The organism is Oceanobacillus manasiensis (genome assembly GCF_000724085.1).
Lineage (GTDB): Bacteria > Bacillota > Bacilli > Bacillales > Amphibacillaceae > Oceanobacillus_B > Oceanobacillus_B manasiensis.
Map to the genome: position 1 here is coordinate 1,259,189 of NZ_CCDL010000001.1, position 19,547 is coordinate 1,278,735.

Consider the following 19,547-nt stretch of genomic DNA (forward strand, 5'->3'; position numbering starts at 1 on the left):
AATTTATTTTAATCAATCTGATTTTAAAATGGATTCTTATTATTTATTGTAAAATGTTGGTTTGGGAGGTGCTTATGATTAATCTTTATTTTAAAGCTACATAAACATGGTAAGTACATCATATTCTTGCAAGAAAATCTATCAATATAAGTAAGGATATCACCTCAAATAAAAAGTACACTCAATAAGAGGTGATTTAATGTGTATTTAAAAGTTATAAAAAATAACAGAAATATATTATTTTACTTATTAGGAGCTGGGACTTCTAGTTTGGGGAGTGTTATATCTGGGTTAGCCTTTCTATTTTTAGCTTATGAGATGACGGAATCAAGTATACATACAACTGGTGTTGCAATGTCACAAGTAGTCCCTTATCTTTTATTTGGATTAGTAGGGGGAGTAATTGCTGATTGGGTAGATAAAAAAAGGATATTAATAATACTCGACCTTATAAGAGTACCCCTAACATTATCACTAGTGCTATTTCACCAATTAGAGTGGCTGAACTATTGGCATTTAATAGTTGTGAGCTTTCTTATTCAGTGCCTAGGCTGTTTTTTTAATCCTGCCCATAGGGCTATATTACCTATTATTACAAAGGAAGAGGAAAGGTCTTCTGTTAACAGTTTGCTTGACACAGTTACAAGAGGCATTACTGTATTAGGACCTATTGTTAGCATAGGTTTAATGAATACAGTTAATGTTATACACTTTTTCACTTTCGATGCACTAACATACCTTATAAGTGCGATTCTTATTTATAAAATTCAATTTACGGAAAAAAGTATAACAAGTGAAAGTTCAAACCAAAGAAAAGTAAGTGATATATTTATCTCAATAAAGGACTTTTCCATTTGGGTAAAAAAACAAAAGACAATTCGCACCCTATTTATAGTTACAGGAATTATTGTGTTTTTCAATACATGGGTATGGCAAGTTGGTTTATTATTGCAACTAATAGAAACAACCTCAAATGGAGAGGAACTATATAGCTTACTTTTAGGATGGTATGGTGCTGCCGTTATTGTAGTTAACCTGCTTATACCATTAATTTGGAAGAATCTAAGTGTTTGTTAGGTTCATTGATTTGGGGTATAGGTATTCTCCTTTTAGGATTTGCGTATACCATTCCATTTTATTTTATAGGGATAGTCGTTGCAGCAATAGGCTTACCTTTATCTGGCTTATCACGAGTATATTTGTTACAGAAATATCTTCCCACAGAAAAACTAGGTAGGGGCTTTAGTTTTAATGCATTTCTTCTATATTTATCAAATGCTATTTCTCTTGGTGTATTCGGATTCATTTCTTCATTCTTGTCCCCAAGAACCTTGTTTGTAATATGTGGAATTATGATGGTTATTTGTTCAGTAGTTTACCTATTAAACATCTCTCGAAAAGCACCAGGAGTAATACCATATAATCGCTTAAATAATTGATTATAAACAGTAACAGATGAAAAGCCACAGTCCATTGCAATTTTTAATACGGTTTTATTTGTTTTTTTAAGCATTTCCTGACTTCTGACAACTCGGTAAGTTTGTAACCAAGAGTATGGGGAAATCCCTAAGATGTCTTTAAAGTAATGGGCAAATTGAAATTTACTTAATCTCGCTACTTTTGCCATTTCATCCAAGGTCCAAGAATGCTGATAATCCTCTTTTAAAGCTAGTATTGTTTTGTAAATTTGTGGATCTATTGTTTTATAGGTATTTAATTTTATATCCTGTGTATGGGTTCCAACAGCACTTTTCAGTAACATTAAAGCCAATTGAGTGAAACTGTGTTCTAAAAATATCCCCAAGGATTTTTCATCATCTTTTTCAAGTTGTGCGAAATCTAATACGAACTTGACCCAATTTGATATCTGAATATTTTTCTGGATATTTGTAGCAAACTGAATATCAGTATGAACGGGATATAGAGATTTAGAAATATTATTAAGAAAAGAAGGGTTTAATTCAATTAAGAACTTCCTATCATCTATTGCTAATTGTTTATGTTCATCTTGGGGATTAAATAAAATAAATTGTTGGTTATTAAGAGTAATCTGACTTCTGTTCGTTTGGTAATCTATAGTTCCCTTTAAAGAGTAAATAAATTTATAACAATCATCTGTACGCCAGTTGCTTTCTTGACTGAAATCTTTTTTTAATAAGAGAACTCCGTTATTATTTTCTAGTAGTAATTTTGTTGCGTTCACATAATCACCTTCTTAGTTCTTAGTTCTTAGTTATTATAAAAATTGTATCATAATGAGAGGGGAAATAAATGAAGCACTTCCATTATGCTAATTGCAACAGAAGAAGTCAGTTTCTTATGAACAGAATTAAACAATCAGAAAAATGTTTGGTTGTAAAAGATAATAATGGAACAATTGTGAAATATGGACTTTCTATTTTAGGTCCTGTAGTTTGTGAAAATAAGTACTCAAACTAAACTAGCTAATAGAAGCTCGATTCTTATTGTGCTAACGGGTGCAATATTGAAAAAAGGTGATTCAAGTATAATTACCTTTTACTATGGCTAAGATTAAAATTTTATTTCTATAATATTATGTTAGTGTTTGTTTAGAGGTTATTAAGCTAACGGGGCAGATAGTGTAATAAACGAAGAAAACATGATTTTCATAATGGGAACAAAGGGGAGTAGTATAGTGATATTTTTTGACATAGATGCAACATTACTTGACCATGACCTAGCAGAGAAAATGGGAGCAATTGATTTTTATAGAATTTATAAAAAGGATTTAGAATATAGTGAAAGCGAATTTGTTGATCTATGGTATATTTTATCTAAAAAATACTTTGAACAGTTTTTAGAGAAAGAATTGTCCTTTCAAGAACAAAGAAGAATGCGGATTAAAGATTTGTTTGGTCATCATTTAAACGACGAAAAAGCGGATACTAAATTCAATAATTATTTGAACTTATACAAAAGTAATTGGTCAACATTTAAAGATGTAATTCCTTGCTTACAGCAATTGAAACAACAGGGAATTCGCCTAGGGATTATAAGTAATGGTGATTATAATCAACAATTAGAAAAGTTAGAGTTAATAAAAATACATAGTTATTTTGAATGTATTATCACTTCAAGTGAAATAGGAGAGGCTAAACCAAATCCTAATATCTTTCAAGAAGCGTGTGATCAAGCTAATGTTCAAGTTCATGAGAGTTATTATGTAGGTGATAGACTTGAAACTGACGCAATAGGAAGTAAAAACGCGGGGATGATGGGAATATGGTTAAACCGAAAAAATAACATCACACATTGTGATGTAAAAGTAATACATAGTCTTAATGAGTTAACATCTTTGTTTGATAATACTTTATTAAAGTAACGGGAGCGTTTCTTTAAAAAGGAATACTCTTTTCGTATCCAATTAAAAGGAAGTAAATATATATTTTTATATTAAAGATGGTTGCTCATCTATTATAGGTGGAGAAAGCTTTAATACCCACATATGCTACAATATTAAAAAAGGTAAACTTTGGAGGCACACCACTGCTTATATATACCGTCAAGCACAATGAAACAGTGCTTTAAAAAAGGAGTTGTATAAAATGGATGTAAAAAAAGATACAGAAGTAAAACGCTCTTCAAAAGCAGAATACATTCTATCTCAGATCAATAGTAAAACGAAGCTAGGCGACTTACGAAAAATCGCAAAGGACATTAAAAAAGATCACGAGCTAGCTATGGAACTTTGGTCAACCGAAGCGTATTTGCCCAGACTACTAGCAATCTTAATTATGGACAAAAAACTTCTTTCAGAAGATGTGCTAAATCAGCTTGATAAGGATATGCAGAAGCACACTTTTGAAGAGGCGAATAACTTAATTGATTGGTTAATGGCTAATCAGCTCACCAAAGACAAGAAGAGAATTGCATTGATGGAGACGTGGGAAGATAGCCCTTCTGCTCTTCAAAGACGAGCTTTCTGGTATTATCAAGGTCGATTGAGATGGACTGGAAAAACCCCAATTGATAACAATGAAGACTTGCTATCTGCATTGGAAGCTAATATTACGCAGGAAGAACCAGAAGTTCAATGGGCTATGAATTTCACCGCAGGCTGGATAGGCGTATATGATGAAAATAATCGTGCCCGTTGTATTAAACTTGGTGAGAAAACGGGCCTTTACAAAGATGAAAAAGTATCAAAAGGATGTACCCCCAGCTATTTGCCGGAGTTCATTAGGATTGAAGTTAACAAAAGGCGGAATAATTAGTTAACTATGAAAAACTCAACTCGTCTAATAGTGGTAATTGCTATAGACGTTGGTGTTAAATCACAGGATCAGTTGATTCAGGCTTCTAATTTTGAATATTTTATTATATCTAATTAAATAAAGGAGAGATATAATGATGAGAAAATCATTTATAGAACAAGTTCACTACATTAGAATCCCTGTTAGAGATTTAGAGCAGTCTGCACACTGGTATCAAGATGTATTAGGGCTTCAGTTGTTATCCATAACGGAGGATCCATTTGCGATTTTTAAAGTTAATGAAGGGCCTTTTCTGATTACTTTAGTTCCTACTGAAGATGAAACATTTGCACATTTTACAATTGATAATGAATCAGCATTTAGCATTGGCTTTACAAGTCCAGATTTAAGTGGTTTCCATCAACATCTTATTGATAATGGTGTTAAGGTGGAGGAAATACAAGAAGATAACGGACATGCTTATTTCCATTTTTTTGATCCAAATGGTAATAAACTTCAAGTACACTGGTAAGATGAGATTATGTGGTTTAAGTAGTTTGATAGAGATAATAACAAAGTTTTTAGGGCGTTAACCAATAAAGGGTTTACGCCCTTTTTTGTTGAATTAGTAGGGTATGGATTTATTACAATGCACCAACTTTTATTCTTCCGGATAAAGATTCTGATATGTCTCTACTGTAAGTTTAATTAAATCCTTTAATACATTGGTATCGATATCAGCTAATTTATTAACATAAATACAAGCCTTACTCTTCTTGTATTTTCCAAAGCATTCTAGTAAATTCTCTCTTTCCTCACTTTCATAAGACAAATAAAGACTAATTTTCGCCTTTCTCGGTGAAAAACCCACTAATGGTGCATCTCCTTCACGTCCTGAAGCATACTTATAGTGATAGCTGCCAAAGCCTATAATACTAGGACCCCACATTTTTGCATCGTAACCAGTTACCTCTTCAAAGATCTCTAGTAACTGGTAGGCATCTGCCTTCTTCTTCTCATTTTCCACACTTTCAATAAACTTAATTACACTATTTTCGGTTTCTTTCATCTTCGGTTCATACATATTTACTCTCTCCTATTTTCTAAGTATTTTAGTACAAGGTCAATAATACTTGCCCAGTTAAAAATGTTAACTCTTTAAGAATAGATTTTTTACAAGAATTAGCATACTGTCCTACTTATTGAAAAGTGAAGCAAGCAGAATAAATTAATGGAAACTTTTTCTGTTTGCGAAATTCTTTAAGCACCCTTTGCTTGAGTGAGACCGTCTTCAAATCTAAGATCTCATGTAAATTTGCTTGTATATAAAAAAGAATAGGGATAATAACTTCCAACTGCTTATTTTTGATAGCATTCATTAAATTTACCTTTCATTATTAGTTTACCAAACATTATAATACATTTCTTGACTATTCTTGCTTTTTAGTGAAACACTAGATATTTTTAAAATACAAGTAGGTATAGACTGCTAGGGGGAAAGGTGAATTTTTAGCTGAGCGATGCCGGAGTTCATTATAATTGAAGTTAACAAACGAAAATAATAATTAGTTACATCTGAAAAAGATATAGAAAGGAGGCGTGGGATACGTAATAGATTTCCGAACCTACAGTTACTTGAAGGTAGAAGTAATGGTAGCAAAAATGATATGCGACTAGTCGATTATTACAATGGGGAATTATTCCTTTTAAGTTCAACTTTTCCAATAGTAAAGTAAAATGGCGAAGGGAAAGGCGGAAGTTCTCTTTTTATTAATTTTGACAAAGAAATAGTCAACCAGTTACGTTTTTGGTGTAGCCCGGTAAAGAATAGATATAAAGTATCTTGATTATGTTCGGATTCACCATAGTAACCGTTAGGATATCCAATTCCATTCCTATACCATTCCAGACCTTCATCACAATCCAAGATTAACTCAGGTACACGAGACCAGTTTTCCCGGTCTCCATTCGGTTTGGAACCTTCCAATAACCACAAACCTTGTTTAGGAAATGGTTGCCTACCATATAAATTTGTACTTCTACAAACAGCCATTTCATACCCGCCCCTATTAGATTTATGGACAGTTGCATCGTAGAAATTCTCATCTTCAGTAAATAATGTTTTAGGTTGAGACCAGTTGTGTAAACCATCATCGCTTTCTACATATTTAACACTATATTGAGGGGTCCCCTTCTTTCCAGTTTCTTGCCTTGTCGTTACATACCACATTCTCCATTTCCCCTCGATATAGCTTACTTTTGGTTCAAGAACATTGATGCTCTCTGTCGTTCCCACTAGAACTGGTGTTGGATGACGTTGCCAAACACCTCCTCTTTTTTCTATCAGTCCAATTGAATAAGGGGATGTATTATCAACCACTTTTCTTGAGCCTCTTCCTGTATAATACACACGTTCCACTATATCCCCATTTGCATCTATTCCAGAAGCATAAAATGGTGTATGAAAACCAAAGTAATCCCAACTCCCTTTCTTTGAATTTTCCACTATTGGATTTGCCATACTTGGATTCCCTGATTTAGTCGTAATTCGCCATTCATTAGAGCTGAGCGTTTTCCCTTCAGGAAGGCTAGCTGTAAAAACATTATTCTTAAAATTAGTCTGAAACCCGCCAATAAACATCCACCATTGGTTTTGAATTTTTACAACATGTGGATCGCCTAAACCTAATACGTTATGTATACCACCATAGCCATCTAGTTGATCAAAGAGCTTGATTGGCTCATTTACTGTAAAGTTCATATGGAACCCCTCTTTTTTAAAACGATTATTTGTATCATTTCCATAATGTACTTAATTAAACAGGTGCAATAATTTAAGCGGTTTCTTTCAATACGTAAATCTTTAATGAGCAGTATAAGTTTGAGTAGTGCTAAAATGAAAGTTTCATTTTAGGGAGAAACTTATATATAAGAGCCTCTCCAATATAAATCCATAACGGAGGATCCATTTGCGATGAAAGACTATTTTTTACTCATTTTAGTTTCGACTGTGAAATATTTGCACATTTTACGATTGACAATGAATCAGCATTTAGGAAGATAACGGACATGCATATTTTCATTTTTTTGATCCAAATGGTAATAAACTTCAAGCACACTGGTAAGATGAGGTTATGTGATTTAAGTAGATTGATAGGCATTATAACAAAGTTTAGGGCGATAACCAATAAAGGGTACAAAGCTACTACGCATTCAATTGTTTCATTAGGCTGTTTTCGTAAAATTTGTTGCTTTTTCTTATAACTATTTTTGATTAATAGGAACAATTGTTCTATAATGGAAATAAGTGTATATGGAGGTGGGAAATATGAGACCAAGCCTAACAAGAGATATTAGTGTAAGTAGTTTTAAAGAATTCTATTGGTTGAAAGAAGAATTACAATCGTTTTGCAAAGAAAATGGAATAAGTGCTTCTGGTTCAAAAATAGAGATTTCTGATAGAATTGAAACCTTTCTTCTAACGGGAGAGGTAAAAAAGCCAATTAGAAAATCAAAGGTAAATAATAAGTCGGAGCCACAGGTCGATTTAAGTCTTAATACGGTTATTTCGGATAACCATCGTTGTAGTCAAAATGTAAGAGCCTTTTTCAAGTCAGTTATCCCTAATTTTCATTTTTCTACCTATATTCAAAACTATTTTAAAAACAACAATGGGAAAACGTATCGAGATGTTGTAGATGCTTGGTATAAAGAAGAAGAACGAAAGAAAGACCCATCATACAAGAAAAAAATCGCTCCTCAATTTGAATACAATCAATTTATTCGTGATTTTTTTGCCGACTCTAACAATCAAGGGAAAAGTCGTGAGGAAGCAATTGAAGCCTGGAACCACATCAAAAAACTCCCAGGAAGCAATAAATATAAGTCTAATAATTAGTTAGGTACATCTCAACATTTCAACTTTGATTTTCGACAGGCAGAAGCAAGTATTTGTTTGACTCTTTCATCAATTGCTACTTGCTTGCCTATTTCAAGCCAACGGAACCAGTTGAGGTAATTATCTAAGTATATGGTTGCCACCCTTTGAAAACGTTCCATCCAACCCTTCATATACATCTTTCTACATACTTGAACGCCTCTTAAAACCCCATTATATCAACCTTTTAAAAATGTGTTTAAGAAAGCAACAATCTATATGAATACAGCCTTTCATTAAATGAAAGGATAAACTGACTCTAACCTTAAGTGATTGGCATTTTCCCTTTTTATTTAGTTTGACACATCCCCAGATACATAAACAAAAAAAGGTGGACAGCCAATTGACTGTTCACCTCTCATTCTTATTCTTCATTAAATACGATATGCCATTCTGATCGTTTAGCAAGAAATTCTTCTGCTAATGCTTTAGCGCCTTCTAGGCTATGGCTTGCTGCCCACCCGCATTGCACTTCATTACATGCTGGCACTTCTGTTGCTTCTAAAATATCTTTTAGCGTTGCTTCAACGGCATCTAATACTTCATCGTAGTTATCATGATTAATAACTGATAAGTAAAAACCTGTTTGACATCCCATTGGGCCTAAATCAATGACATTACTATGATGGTTGCGGATATTCTCAGCCATTAAATGTTCTAGTGAATGGAGTGCAGGCATTTCCATATACTCCTGGTTTGGTTGTTTTAGACGAAGGTCGTATTTGTGAACAACGTCTCCGTTTGCTCCAGTTGTTGTGCCTGCTAGACGAATATAAGGTGCTTTCACTTTTGTGTGATCAAGATTAAAACTTTCTACGTTCATTTTTTTAACCATGTTTTCCACTCCTAATATTATGATTTTTTCAGAATTTATATACATTTTACCAGATTTGGGGTTTCGTTACGCTATTTTTCCATTTTTATGAGCTGGCTTTCTTTTCTTTGAATTTAGGGAAGCCAATTAGAATGGCAACAATTCCACTTAGGATGATTGCAATCGGGTAGAAAGAATATGGCAAGATGCTTATTGGTGATATAGCTGCTAAACCTGATACTGCAAGCATTTGACCACCGTATGGGACGAGTCCCTGCCATCCACCAGCAAATATATCAAGTATACTTGCTGATTTTCTAGGATCAATATTGTATTCATCTGAAATATTTTTTGCTAATGGGCCTGTGACGATAATGGAAATGGTGTTGTTGGCAGTTGATATGTTAGTTGCACTTACTAAACCTGCAATACCAAGTTCCGCAGCTTTTTTCGTTTTGATTCTACTCGTTACAAAGTTTAATAACCACTGAATCCCACCATTATGTTGGATGATTCCAATCATACCACCGATTAATAGGGCAACGATTGCGATATCCTCCATGTTCAGGATTCCCTGAGAAACAGCTTGAACGAAACTACTCAACGTATACGAACCGTCTACTAAACCAATGATACCGGCAAAAACGATTCCGCTAATTAATACAACTAACACATTAACACCAGCTAATGCGGCAATAAGTACCCCTATATAAGGTAAAACCTTAACAAAATCATACGAGTAAACGCCTATGGTATCAATTTGAGCTCCAGCGGTAATAGTCCATAAAAGAATCGCTGTAACGATAGCTCCAGGTAGCACAATGAAAAAGTTCGTTTTAAATTTATCACTCATTTTTGTTTTCTGTGTCCGGACTGCTGCAATGGTTGTATCGGAAATCATCGATAAGTTATCACCAAACATTGCACCACCCATAACGGTGCCCATGGCAAGCGCTATCGGTATGCCTGTTTGTTCCGCGATCCCAATTCCAATTGGTGCTAGTGCAGCCACTGTACCCATCGATGTTCCCATTGCAACAGAGATGAAACAACCAACCACAAATAGTCCAACCATTAATAGATTAGGAGGAATAACCGATAAGCCCAAGTTGACGGTAGCGTCGACAGCACCCATGTCCCTAGCTGTTTGAGCGAATGCACCAGCCATTACAAAAATAACAGCCATTAAAATAATATTTGGGTGTCCTGCCCCTTTCGCAAATATCTCAATTTTATTAGACAATTTTTCTTTTCTATTCATGGCGAGGGCAAAAGCTGATGCGATAATAATCGCAACATTTAGTGGCATATTGGAGAAGTCTCCAGAAATAATACCAGTACCAATAAATAGCGATATAAAAATAAATAATGGAAGTAATGCAAAAAGGTTACCTTTTTTCACAGTAGCCATCAAATATACCCTCCTTTGATTTGTTTTTGCTTAGTGGATACTCATGAAACAGGTACCCTTGCGGTGAAAGTCTTTATAGATTCGGTAATTAGAGGTAGGTCGATTAAAACCGGCTTTGCCTGATAACACCGACATCCCCCTTTTGCAAAGCTTGTACTTTATTAATCAAATAAAAAAACCTCTTCTTTAACAAGAAGAGACCTTAAAACGTCACCGTTAAAATACTCTTCTTATCTTCAAGCGTTACGCTTCTGGAATTGGCACATTACTCTTAAAGAGCTGTTGCCGAGGTATCGTAGGGCCAGTCCCTCCACCTCTCTGGATAAGAAAATTCGCGATATGTAATTTGTAGAATTAAAGATACACGAAAATGATTTAGCCGTCAAGAAGGAATTCTAAAATGAATCCACATATTTTATAGTTGAAAGAAAAATATATAACCACTGATCTAACGGTCACCTCAAAATTTAAAAGTGGTTTCAGTTGGACTCTATATGATTATTTAAGAGCCCATTATGGTTACTGGCATAAGCTTGTCCCGGAAGAATCCTTATTGGTTAGATGAATAGAAAACAGTTTAAATTTAAGAGGTATATGAATGGGTACTACTGTAGCAATGATTTGTGGGATTTCCGGAGGCTTAAATATAATAACAATTTTTCTACTATATAACATGAAAAAAATGCTAAAAGAACAAGAGTAGTTAAGAAGTACTTTTGTTACTGGAATTTTATAGAAAAACAGATAATTTATTGCTCTTTTGTTGTACAATTTAGAAGTTGATGCAAAATCAAGTAAATATTATTCTTATGCAATTAAAGATAGTATTAGAAAAGGGTGGATTTTTATGATAGTTGGGGTTGATCCGTTTATTTTACAATTAGTAATAATACCTTTTATTGTTATAGGGTTAGGCCTTTTGGGCGCTTTTATTACTAAAAAAATTACATTAGGAGTCATCATTACTTTAGTAGCAAATATTTTGTTGGAATTAATATTATTTGAGGGGGGATTATCCAGTTGGAGTATTATCTTCCCTGTTATTACGTTAATTATTTTACTGTTTTTTGCACAATGGTTTAAATCTCAAGGAAAAGGATAGTTAAATCGAAGATAGGACTTATATATGTCATAGTCAACATATCACCTAAAAAAGGCGTAGTAATTCAAGAAATTTGCTTACTTACTTTTAATTAAACTTCATCGTTCTGCATTTTTCTTGTTACAGAAAAATTACTAAAGAAGAAATGCTAATGCCAATTGAGCCCCTCTGCAGTTTGTAGGGGGCTTTTTTCATAGAAGGAGGTTAGTAGATTCAAAAAACGTTTAGTTTTTAGAGCGAAACAATTATTTTTCACCCGATTTGTTTTTTTTAGATGTTGGCAAGCTTATTAGCCAATTAAAAAATGTAGCGACCATTGAGAAAATTAATATTTCTAATATATCTAGGTTGTAAAAAGGAAGTGTGAGATTCAGAATCAAAGTAACACCAAATACTACTATGAAAAATATAATGTGTCTTAGCATTTATTCACCTCATTCAATCTAAAAAATGATATAACTCTTGTGCCGCAAAATGGCCCGATTACAGCATTTAAAACAACAATTGTTTTGCTATTTGTTTACTTTATCTCTCCTGGTCTGTTCAATATGTGCATATAAGATTTTTCTTCAAATAGTACATAGATCTCCTTCATCATAATACGTTTTCCTTCAAAAATAAAACCATCAAGTAAGTACGAAGTATGTGGATTGGCATAGCCCATTTTATGTTAAGTGATGATATCCCTTGCGAATGTCCTTTATGTGCTACGCATTCCTGGGTGAGGGGTGACGGGTGTATGTATTACTAGCTTTATAGAACTATTGATTAATCAATAGGTAAAAGCGGCTCGACCATCCAAAAAGAGCAACGCCAACATATCAGCGTTGCTCTTCATTGGTTGAAATGTTTCATGATTCTTTTTTCTTTACTGGAATCCAAACTTCACTATACGCGTAATCCTTTTTCTGTTCGTCCATTTTAGTAAACGAAAAGGTTGGGGCAGGGATGACTTCATAATCGGAAGAGGGAAGCCATTCTGAATAGGTCTTTGCCATGGTTTCTTGTAGTGTTGATGGAAACGGCCCTTCGTTAGGAAATATCGCCCATGTACAGGCATCAACTGCTACTTTATCTAATTGATTACTGACTTTATTTTCCGTTGTTAATACACCGATTAAGTGTGTTAAATCGCCTTCTTCTTTTAAAAACTGAGCATCAGCATCATAGGATGCATTCACAATTTCATACGGTTCTATATTTTTTAGTGCATGCATTTCTTCCTTTTGCTTTTCCGTTATGCTCTTAGCCAGCTCGACAATCGCGTCATTAACACCTTCAAATTGCATCTGCACCCGTTTACTTACACCAACTAAGTTGAATGCGGGCTTTTCTTCTATTCTAAATTCCATCGTTGTTCCTCCTTTAACTGTTATGACAAACGTGAACTTCGGAAACGTTTTGCTTACTCCTTTTTTCACTACCTCTGAAGGTAAAAAACCATTCCACTTTTTAAATGCTCTGGTAAAGCCATCTACTGACTGATATCCATATTTAAAAGCAACATCTGTTACTTTTTCACCTTGTAATAATTCTTTATTTGCCTCTGATAATCTTCTGTTTTTTATATACTCATTTAGTGTCATTCCTGCAAGGTAAAAGAATATTTTTCTAAAATGATAGTCTGAAACCCCAGCATAATCAGAAATCGTTTCAAGCGACAAATCATCTGTTAACCGTTCTTCAATATATTCAATGACTTGGTTTAATTCTTTTAACACGTTATCCCTCCTTTCTGTCTATATGATAGCAAAGTAGTATTTCAATTACTCGACATGTTTTACGTAATAAATATCGATTCGTTAATATTGGCAGAAGGGTAAGGAAAAATGGTAAGCAGTAGGTAATAGGACAAGTTGGAACAATAGGAAGGTTTTATGGTTTTGAAGCATGTAACAAAGAGTATAATAAACACTCTAGTTATTCATTACATTTGTAACTACCCCGGTAATACATAAAAAAATTATGATGATAATATGAAGTGTTGAAGGAGGATATTTTATGGCAATTGTTCATATGAAAGATATAGTAAAAAGGTATAGTTCTCATATAGTCTTGGACAATATAGATCTGGATATTGCCTATGGTGAAATCCTTGGTTTATTAGGTCCAAATGGAGCAGGTAAAACCACTTTAATTCATGCGCTAGCAGGAATTCATGGATTTGACTCTGGAGCTATCGAAGTATTTGGCAAGGAACAGAAAGCTAATTTGTTAGAAATCAAACGACAAATTGGACTTGTCACACAGGAAATCACCTTATTTACAGACCTGACTGCAAAAGAAAACCTCGCGTTTTTTGGTGGGGTATATGGTCTTAAAGGAGAGAAGTTAAAAAAGAGAATTGACGAAACGTTGGAATTTGTAGGGTTATCAGAGCACGCCCGAAAACTCCCTGCTAAATTTTCTGGAGGGATGAAACGTCGCCTAAATATTGCTTGTGCTCTCGTCCACCGACCAAAATTCCTTATTATGGATGAGCCAACCGTTGGGATTGATCCGCAATCTCGAAACCATATCTTAGAGACGATTCGGCAACTGAATCAGCAAGGTACAACTATTCTTTACACTACACATTATATAGAAGAAATTCAAAATCTCGCATCACGCGTCGTCATCATGGATCAAGGGCATATCATCGCGAATGGCACGATTGACGAGCTAGTGAAAAAGATTCAGTATGAAGAAAAAATAAAACTGGAAGTAGCGGCGCCAACGGATGATCTTCTAGAAAGACTTCGTAAGTTGGATGGAGTAAAACAAGTACTCAAAAATGAAAAAGAAATTCATATCATTTCTCAAGTAGAATCAGGCAACCTTGATCGCGTCCTTTCGATTGCTAGGGAGTTTGGTGGAATCCATTCCATCTCAGCAGAAAAGCCAACCTTAGAAGATGTTTTCTTAACGCTAACGGGAAAACGACTTCGTGATGGAGGCGAAGAAGAATGATGCTGATGAAAGCTAGTTATTTCATCTTTCGTCGGATGCTCCGTGATTATATTGGCATGGCCATACTGTTACTATTGCCGATCGCCCTCATCTCTGTCCTAGCACTGATAGCAGATGGTGCGGTGAGTGAACCGCTTGGCATACCCATGATGGATGAGGTTGCCGTGACAATGGTATTCGCTTTTATAATGTTTGGTGGATTTTATACCATGGAATATGTGAGAGGTGACCTTATGTCTTCCATGAAATGGAGAATTTACTCGCTCCCATATGGAATTCATAACCATGCTTATGCTATTTTAATTTCGTGTTCTCTATTTAATGTGCTACAGAGTTTACTAGTAGTCTTTTATACCATTTTTGTTTACAACGTTAATTGGGGAAATTTAGGGATTGTCTTTTTCATCATTCTGCTTGTAACAGCTGTTATTCAACTCGTGTTTATTAATTTTGTATTAGGGGTGAAAAAATATAAAACGGCTGAACGACTAGGTACTGGATTTGGGCTCGCTTGCCTTATGCTTGGCGAGGTATGGTTTCCACTGCCGGATGGTCCATTTTTTTCCTTTCTATCGACATATAGCAACCCCTTTTCTCTTGGACAAAATATGATATTTGCAACTATAACAGGTGAAAATATAGAGAAAGCTATCATTAGTTTGGTCATATTTATTGCCCTAGCTCTTGTTTTGGCAATAACAGCTGTGTATTTTGGAAGGCGGAAACTTATATGACCATATTTACCTTTGTTTTTAAACGTTTCTTTCGAAAAAAATCTAATATCGTCTTTTTATTTGTTTTACCCATTGGATCGGTATTTATCCCGACAGCAGCATGGCCACCAATTCCGTTAGGTTTTCATTACTATAGTCTACTATTGTTGCTCTTGGCAGCACGGCTTGGAGGAATTACATTAGAGGACCGGACTAATAAGACATTATTGCGTCTCAGTGCCTCACCTATTAGCCATTTCCAGTACTTGTTTCAAAATTTATTAGCCTACACGGTCATTTTGACTGTTGTTAACCTGGTGTTCGTTTTTCTAGGAGTTATCGTACATGGAGAGAATTTACCATCGCCGATCCTACTTTTTATTATCTATACTGTTTTTTCCATGACGGCATTAGGGTTTTCATTGGCTTGGTATTCATTATTCCGTCATATGGAAACAGCCTTCAGTATTCTAGGAGGAGTCATCGTCCTTATGGGGATGCTTGGTGGTGTCATGTGGCCAGTCGAAGCAATGCCCGAATACCTTCAGCAGGCCGTAATGCTGTTGCCAACCTATTGGGCAGCAGAAAGCACACTTATCGTGGCTTATGGAACGCAAGCAAAGGATCTCGGCACCCCACTAGTGGTCATGATACTATTTTGCATAGCATTTTTATTATTGGGAAGTAGAAGAAGATTAACATAGTTCTTTAAGTGTGTAATCAAGCACAAATTATCTTCACCAATTTGTTATGATAGGGATAACATAAATAAGGGCGTGAATATGTATGGATTACAAATGGGGAAATTGGACTTCTGAGTCGGCGACCTTCCTTTTACGCCTACTAGGGTTACTCTTACTTTGTTCGCTATGGCTACAGAGCAGTGGAGAAGAAGCTGGAATAATCCTTCTATTGTTTCTATTAATAATGACATTGGCTCGGTGGCGATTTCAACTACCAGGAAGCAGTGTTCTCCTTGATCAAGTAGCTTGCTTGTTTGCAATTATATATTGGCCATTAGCTGCATTTGCTCTGATATTACCCGTTTTTGAAAGTATGTATCAGCGTAAACCCTTGTTTAGCTTACCCACAATCATTTTTGTTATCGTTTATCCTGAAACATCATTCCTGCTAGTTGGTATTTTTGTTTATGTTGCTTGTACGGGAGCAGTTGTTGGAGGTTGGAAACAGGAGACAAAGAAGCATCAACGGGAAGCGGATAAACAGCGGCGAGATCGTTACGAACTCGAAAACTTAAAGGAAGAACTTTTGTTTGCTAATGTTCAAGCGACACGAATGGCTGAGTTGTCGGAAAGAAACCGAATTGCACAGCAACTTCATGATGAGGTAGGTCATGAACTTACAGCTTCCGTTCTTGCCTTGCAAGCCTATGAACAGCTAAGAAAAGAGGACGAATCTGTAGCGGAAGAAATGTTTACTGAAGCCCAGCAACGTCTTCATAATAGTGCTGATTATCTGAGAGAAACGGTACATAACCTCAAGCCAATAACAGACCTTGGAATAGATGAATTGCAAAATATTAGTGATCTATACACCCAATGTCCGGTTAACTTCCAAGTATTTGGCGATACTTCCAAAGTTCCCGCACACTTATGGAGTATTCTGTACCCTTGCTTAAAGGAAGCTTTAACAAATACGATTCGCCACGCAAAACCGACAGGGATTGAAATTACGTTGGATGTGGGCCCTCATATTCTAAGATTATCCGTCTATAACGATGGGGTCCTTAAGGAAAATAGCGACAAAGGATTGGGAATAGGACTACGTAACCTTCGACATCGAACCAAGGCTGTGGGTGGAAGTATATCCACTGACACAACCGACGGCTTTTTATTAATCTGTGTCCTACCTTTAGAATAAGGAGAGCGAGGAGGTCTGTACGTTGAATATTGTAGTAGTAGATGATGATCCTTTAGTTTGTAAAAGTTTAAAAGTCCTCCTTTCCCGAGAAAAAGACATGGAGGTCATTGGTACTGCTAATAATGGTGCCGAAGCAATTACAGCCTGCTGTGAAAAAGTTCCACATGTTGTCTTAATGGATATACAGATGCCTGTCATGGATGGAATCCAAGCAACGAGGCAAATTAAAGAAAATTGGCCTAACATTCGTGTCATGATGTTAACCACTTTTAAGGATGAAAAAAATATACGCTTAGCTATCCTAGCTGGAGCCGAGGGTTATTTAATTAAATCAACAGAGGTATCCGATATGGCCCAACAGCTGCGTACCCTTATGTCCGGTTCCACTGTATTAGGTGCAGATGTACTTAAACAACTGATTCAGCCTACTGAAGGGGAGAACCTTGAGCAATTAACCCCCCGGGAAAAAGACATCGCAGAACTAGTTGCACAAGGACTCTCCAATCGTGAAATAGGAGAACATCTCTATATCGGAGAAGGCACCGTACGCAACACGTTATCGGTTATTTTAGAAAAGCTTCAGCTACGGGATCGAACGCAGTTAGCCATCTATTATTTGAAAAAACTATGAATGGTTGATTGGATAAATATATTTACGGTTATGAGCCTCTTGCCCCCTAAAATAATTGTTTTTTATTTTATGGTGACAAGTTACTTGAGAAAAATTTAAGAATGCTTTAAGAGGAAATCCAACCCAAATTTTATTGAAATAATTTGGGGAATTTAGTACATCTAAACGGTAGAGGACGGTTTGACTTAAACAACAAACAAGTATATCTACTAGATAGTTAACATGATGAAAGTTAGAATAATGGACAGGAAATCATCTTGTAAGTAACAATAGTAAAAGAAACTGTAATACCTTAACATTTGAAAGGAGGAGGGAACATATGATTAACGATGGCAATCTCTATGAAAAAGAAGGAAGATTTGTTTTGGTTTTTGAACGTAATTATCCAGTGATTCCTGAAAAAGTGTTTCCATTTATAACAAATCCCAAATATTTCACGCAGTGGTATCCATTTGCTACCGGCGATATGGAGCTTAAGGTTGGTGGAAAGATAAAGTTCGATGATGGGGAAGGATCAAACTATGAGGCGGTTATTACCGAATACAATCCTCCATCTACCTTTTGTTTTAAGGAAATGGACGACCTGTTAGAGATAAGTATACAGGCGGCAGATCAAGGCTCAACTATGTCGTTTAGACATACGTTTGATGATAGATCAATGGCTAAATATACAGCTGCAGGTTGGCATAGATGTCTGGATGCCCTAGGTCAATTAATTAATGGACAGACAGTAGAATGGGAAGAAAATGGACCGGAGTTACGTGAATATTATGAAGGGAAGTTTGAGTGAATGATAGGGCTAGCGATCAACTTTGGTTGGTCGCTTTTTGTTTGCCCAGTGGGCGAACACTAACAGGTGGAACTCACGAGTACGGCTAAGTAGCGGTATGTACTTATCCTCCAATCTATATGGAAGGAACACTTCCATTTTAAGAGGTTAGCTGATGATTAGATGTTTCTTCAGCTTTTTTGGATTGTAAAAAGCATACCAAACCCAACTAAAGGCGCCTTCTTATTTTAGAAGAGTGCCTGTTTTCGTAAATGCCCTTTATGAATAAATACAAATCACCCTCTTAACTAACAATTTAGTTTACACTCACCTAAACAATTGACTCAAAATTTAGGCCTTAACTTCCGCTTCAATAGGCCAATATTCAAGAACATTTATTCTTTATTTAATTTTAGTATGTTTTTTCTTACTGAATCTATTAAAGCTTGGAAAGCGGATATGGATTTATCTTTATCTTTTTCTCGTAAACCTTCTAATAGTTTTAAATGGTAAGGATAACTTTCATCATAAAGCTGCTCTTTTCCAAATGGGCTTTCCCATAACACATACAATTCTTCGTGTATTGTTGTAATGATTTCATATAAGATATGATTATTACTTGCTTTATAAATAACTCTGTGAAAATTGGAATCTGCTTCACTTGCTTTTACGAATTCTTTAGATTTTCTATATTTTACATATTTATCTAGATAAAATTGCATTTCTTCTAGTTGTTCTTCGGTTGCATGTTTAGCAGCAAGTTTTACAGCTTTTTCTTCTAACGCTGTTCTGACTTCAAGTATTTCCATCAAATGCTTAGCTCCATCTGTTACATGAAAGGAAGTATAGATACTAAAGGCTTTATCCTTTTTTACATAAATACCTTTCCCATTCTTTACTTCAACTACTCCTTCTGTTTCGAGCTTTTTTACGCCTTCCCTTAGTGTGGACCTACCAACTCGTAAAATTTCCATCCACTCAGAAACGGTTGGTAATTTATCCCCAGACTCTAAATTATGCTCTTTTATATACGACTTTATTTCTTTAGCCACACTATCTGATAAATAAACTCTCTGCATTTTAAATCACTACTTTCTTCAGTAAAATTCACACATATTAATCATAT

Annotated in this window: 21 protein-coding genes, 1 pseudogene and 1 riboswitch; of the genes and pseudogenes, 14 read left to right on the forward strand and 8 right to left on the reverse strand. The window is 35.3% G+C overall.

Annotation, left to right across the window (positions count from 1 at the left end; translation table 11 throughout):
- The first annotated feature begins 201 nt into the window (after positions 1-201).
- Together BN985_RS06305 and BN985_RS19325 are read left to right on the forward strand one after the other, a co-directional pair.
- Positions 202-1,077, forward strand: coding sequence for an MFS transporter (locus BN985_RS06305; RefSeq protein WP_232225542.1), 876 nt, complete (start codon positions 202-204; stop codon positions 1,075-1,077).
- 5 nt (positions 1,078-1,082) lie between these two features.
- Entirely contained in the window at positions 1,083-1,439 is a 357-nt protein-coding gene (locus BN985_RS19325) for an MFS transporter (RefSeq protein ID WP_232225576.1), read from the forward strand.
- Here BN985_RS19325 and BN985_RS19330 read toward each other — a convergent pair.
- A complete protein-coding gene (locus BN985_RS19330; RefSeq protein WP_232225543.1) occupies positions 1,376-2,203 on the reverse strand; it encodes an AraC family transcriptional regulator in 828 nt (275 codons plus the stop codon). The two genes, BN985_RS19325 and BN985_RS19330, sit on opposite strands and share 64 nt — an antisense overlap.
- 68 nt (positions 2,204-2,271) lie before the next feature.
- Between BN985_RS19330 and BN985_RS19190 the strand changes: the two genes are divergently transcribed.
- The 4 genes from BN985_RS19190 (at position 2,272) to BN985_RS06330 (ending at position 4,746) form a co-directional block, all read left to right on the forward strand.
- Positions 2,272-2,439 carry a GNAT family N-acetyltransferase gene (locus tag BN985_RS19190; RefSeq protein ID WP_198029977.1) on the forward strand — a complete coding sequence of 56 codons (168 nt, stop codon included), beginning with the start codon at positions 2,272-2,274 and terminating at the stop codon, positions 2,437-2,439.
- A gap of 217 nt (positions 2,440-2,656) precedes the next feature.
- On the forward strand, positions 2,657-3,343 hold the full coding sequence (locus BN985_RS06320; RefSeq protein WP_042221861.1) for an HAD family hydrolase: 687 nt from the start codon (positions 2,657-2,659) through the stop codon (positions 3,341-3,343).
- Between the two features lie 223 nt (positions 3,344-3,566).
- A complete protein-coding gene (locus tag BN985_RS06325; RefSeq protein WP_042221862.1) occupies positions 3,567-4,235 on the forward strand; it encodes a DNA alkylation repair protein in 669 nt (222 codons plus the stop codon).
- Between the two features lie 136 nt (positions 4,236-4,371).
- Positions 4,372-4,746 carry a VOC family protein gene (locus BN985_RS06330; protein ID WP_042222975.1) on the forward strand — a complete coding sequence of 125 codons (375 nt, stop codon included), beginning with the start codon at positions 4,372-4,374 and terminating at the stop codon, positions 4,744-4,746.
- Between the two features lie 129 nt (positions 4,747-4,875).
- On the opposite strand, the gene BN985_RS06335 is transcribed toward BN985_RS06330, so the two are convergent.
- The gene (locus BN985_RS06335) at positions 4,876-5,298 is read right to left on the reverse strand and encodes a DUF1801 domain-containing protein (protein WP_042221867.1); all 423 of its coding nucleotides are present in this window, start codon (positions 5,296-5,298) and stop codon (positions 4,876-4,878) included.
- 600 nt (positions 5,299-5,898) lie between these two features.
- Complete coding sequence (locus BN985_RS06345) at positions 5,899-6,975, reverse strand: hypothetical protein (protein ID WP_042221872.1); 1,077 nt, start codon at positions 6,973-6,975, stop codon at positions 5,899-5,901.
- A 567-nt stretch (positions 6,976-7,542) separates the two neighbouring features.
- On the opposite strand from BN985_RS06345, the gene BN985_RS06350 reads away from it, so the two are divergent.
- On the forward strand, positions 7,543-8,112 hold the full coding sequence (locus tag BN985_RS06350) for a DUF6434 domain-containing protein (protein WP_042221874.1): 570 nt from the start codon (positions 7,543-7,545) through the stop codon (positions 8,110-8,112).
- Positions 8,113-8,123: 11 nt separating this feature from the next.
- Here BN985_RS06350 and BN985_RS18980 read toward each other — a convergent pair.
- From BN985_RS18980 to BN985_RS06360, 3 genes and pseudogenes are all read right to left on the reverse strand, one after another.
- Positions 8,124-8,285 (reverse strand): annotated as a pseudogene (locus BN985_RS18980) (IS1595 family transposase); the annotation flags it as partial.
- Positions 8,286-8,515: 230 nt separating this feature from the next.
- Positions 8,516-8,986: an S-ribosylhomocysteine lyase gene (locus BN985_RS06355; RefSeq protein ID WP_042221878.1), complete on the reverse strand. Its 471-nt coding sequence runs from the start codon at positions 8,984-8,986 to the stop codon at positions 8,516-8,518.
- 85 nt (positions 8,987-9,071) lie between these two features.
- The gene (locus tag BN985_RS06360; RefSeq protein WP_042221879.1) at positions 9,072-10,376 is read right to left on the reverse strand and encodes a Na+/H+ antiporter NhaC family protein; all 1,305 of its coding nucleotides are present in this window, start codon (positions 10,374-10,376) and stop codon (positions 9,072-9,074) included.
- Positions 10,377-10,603: 227 nt separating this feature from the next.
- Positions 10,604-10,705: riboswitch (SAM riboswitch) on the reverse strand.
- Positions 10,706-11,223: 518 nt separating this feature from the next.
- On the opposite strand from BN985_RS06360, the gene BN985_RS06365 reads away from it, so the two are divergent.
- Positions 11,224-11,478 carry a hypothetical protein gene (locus BN985_RS06365; RefSeq protein WP_052360624.1) on the forward strand — a complete coding sequence of 85 codons (255 nt, stop codon included), beginning with the start codon at positions 11,224-11,226 and terminating at the stop codon, positions 11,476-11,478.
- A gap of 851 nt (positions 11,479-12,329) precedes the next feature.
- Here the strand turns inward: BN985_RS06365 and BN985_RS06375 are convergent.
- A complete protein-coding gene (locus tag BN985_RS06375) occupies positions 12,330-13,199 on the reverse strand; it encodes an AraC family transcriptional regulator (protein ID WP_042221881.1) in 870 nt (289 codons plus the stop codon).
- A 280-nt stretch (positions 13,200-13,479) separates the two neighbouring features.
- Here BN985_RS06375 and BN985_RS06380 point away from each other — a divergent pair, with 280 nt between their 5' ends.
- The 6 genes from BN985_RS06380 to BN985_RS06405 all read left to right on the forward strand — a co-directional run bounded on the left by BN985_RS06380 (position 13,480) and on the right by BN985_RS06405 (position 18,442).
- A complete protein-coding gene (locus tag BN985_RS06380) occupies positions 13,480-14,427 on the forward strand; it encodes an ABC transporter ATP-binding protein (protein WP_042221883.1) in 948 nt (315 codons plus the stop codon).
- Positions 14,424-15,161, forward strand: coding sequence for an ABC transporter permease (locus BN985_RS06385; protein ID WP_232225545.1), 738 nt, complete (start codon positions 14,424-14,426; stop codon positions 15,159-15,161). The genes BN985_RS06380 and BN985_RS06385 overlap by 4 nt, the downstream gene beginning before the upstream one ends.
- Complete coding sequence (locus BN985_RS06390) at positions 15,158-15,844, forward strand: ABC transporter permease (protein ID WP_042221885.1); 687 nt, start codon at positions 15,158-15,160, stop codon at positions 15,842-15,844. Before BN985_RS06385 ends, BN985_RS06390 begins: the two co-directional genes overlap by 4 nt.
- A gap of 82 nt (positions 15,845-15,926) precedes the next feature.
- Positions 15,927-17,021, forward strand: coding sequence for a sensor histidine kinase (locus tag BN985_RS06395; protein WP_042221887.1), 1,095 nt, complete (start codon positions 15,927-15,929; stop codon positions 17,019-17,021).
- 22 nt (positions 17,022-17,043) lie between these two features.
- The gene (locus BN985_RS06400; RefSeq protein ID WP_042221888.1) at positions 17,044-17,652 is read left to right on the forward strand and encodes a response regulator transcription factor; all 609 of its coding nucleotides are present in this window, start codon (positions 17,044-17,046) and stop codon (positions 17,650-17,652) included.
- 319 nt (positions 17,653-17,971) lie between these two features.
- Positions 17,972-18,442, forward strand: coding sequence for an SRPBCC domain-containing protein (locus tag BN985_RS06405; RefSeq protein ID WP_042221890.1), 471 nt, complete (start codon positions 17,972-17,974; stop codon positions 18,440-18,442).
- A gap of 374 nt (positions 18,443-18,816) precedes the next feature.
- Here the strand turns inward: BN985_RS06405 and BN985_RS06410 are convergent, their stop codons facing one another.
- Positions 18,817-19,473 carry a FadR/GntR family transcriptional regulator gene (locus tag BN985_RS06410; RefSeq protein WP_232225546.1) on the reverse strand — a complete coding sequence of 219 codons (657 nt, stop codon included), beginning with the start codon at positions 19,471-19,473 and terminating at the stop codon, positions 18,817-18,819.
- Between the last annotated feature and the right edge of the window lie 74 nt (positions 19,474-19,547).

Coding starts and splice junctions, on each gene's coding strand:
- BN985_RS19190 (WP_198029977.1), top strand. CDS start 2,272: ATGAAGCACTTCCATTATGCTAATTGCAACAGAAGAAGTCAGTTTCTT.
- BN985_RS06325 (WP_042221862.1), top strand. CDS start 3,567: ATGGATGTAAAAAAAGATACAGAAGTAAAACGCTCTTCAAAAGCAGAA.
- BN985_RS06330 (WP_042222975.1), top strand. CDS start 4,372: ATGAGAAAATCATTTATAGAACAAGTTCACTACATTAGAATCCCTGTT.
- BN985_RS06335 (WP_042221867.1), bottom strand. CDS start 5,298: ATGTATGAACCGAAGATGAAAGAAACCGAAAATAGTGTAATTAAGTTT.
- BN985_RS06345 (WP_042221872.1), bottom strand. CDS start 6,975: ATGAACTTTACAGTAAATGAGCCAATCAAGCTCTTTGATCAACTAGAT.
- BN985_RS06350 (WP_042221874.1), top strand. CDS start 7,543: ATGAGACCAAGCCTAACAAGAGATATTAGTGTAAGTAGTTTTAAAGAA.
- BN985_RS06355 (WP_042221878.1), bottom strand. CDS start 8,986: ATGGTTAAAAAAATGAACGTAGAAAGTTTTAATCTTGATCACACAAAA.
- BN985_RS06360 (WP_042221879.1), bottom strand. CDS start 10,376: ATGGCTACTGTGAAAAAAGGTAACCTTTTTGCATTACTTCCATTATTT.
- BN985_RS06365 (WP_052360624.1), top strand. CDS start 11,224: ATGATAGTTGGGGTTGATCCGTTTATTTTACAATTAGTAATAATACCT.
- BN985_RS06380 (WP_042221883.1), top strand. CDS start 13,480: ATGGCAATTGTTCATATGAAAGATATAGTAAAAAGGTATAGTTCTCAT.
- BN985_RS06385 (WP_232225545.1), top strand. CDS start 14,424: ATGATGCTGATGAAAGCTAGTTATTTCATCTTTCGTCGGATGCTCCGT.
- BN985_RS06390 (WP_042221885.1), top strand. CDS start 15,158: ATGACCATATTTACCTTTGTTTTTAAACGTTTCTTTCGAAAAAAATCT.
- BN985_RS06395 (WP_042221887.1), top strand. CDS start 15,927: ATGGATTACAAATGGGGAAATTGGACTTCTGAGTCGGCGACCTTCCTT.
- BN985_RS06405 (WP_042221890.1), top strand. CDS start 17,972: ATGATTAACGATGGCAATCTCTATGAAAAAGAAGGAAGATTTGTTTTG.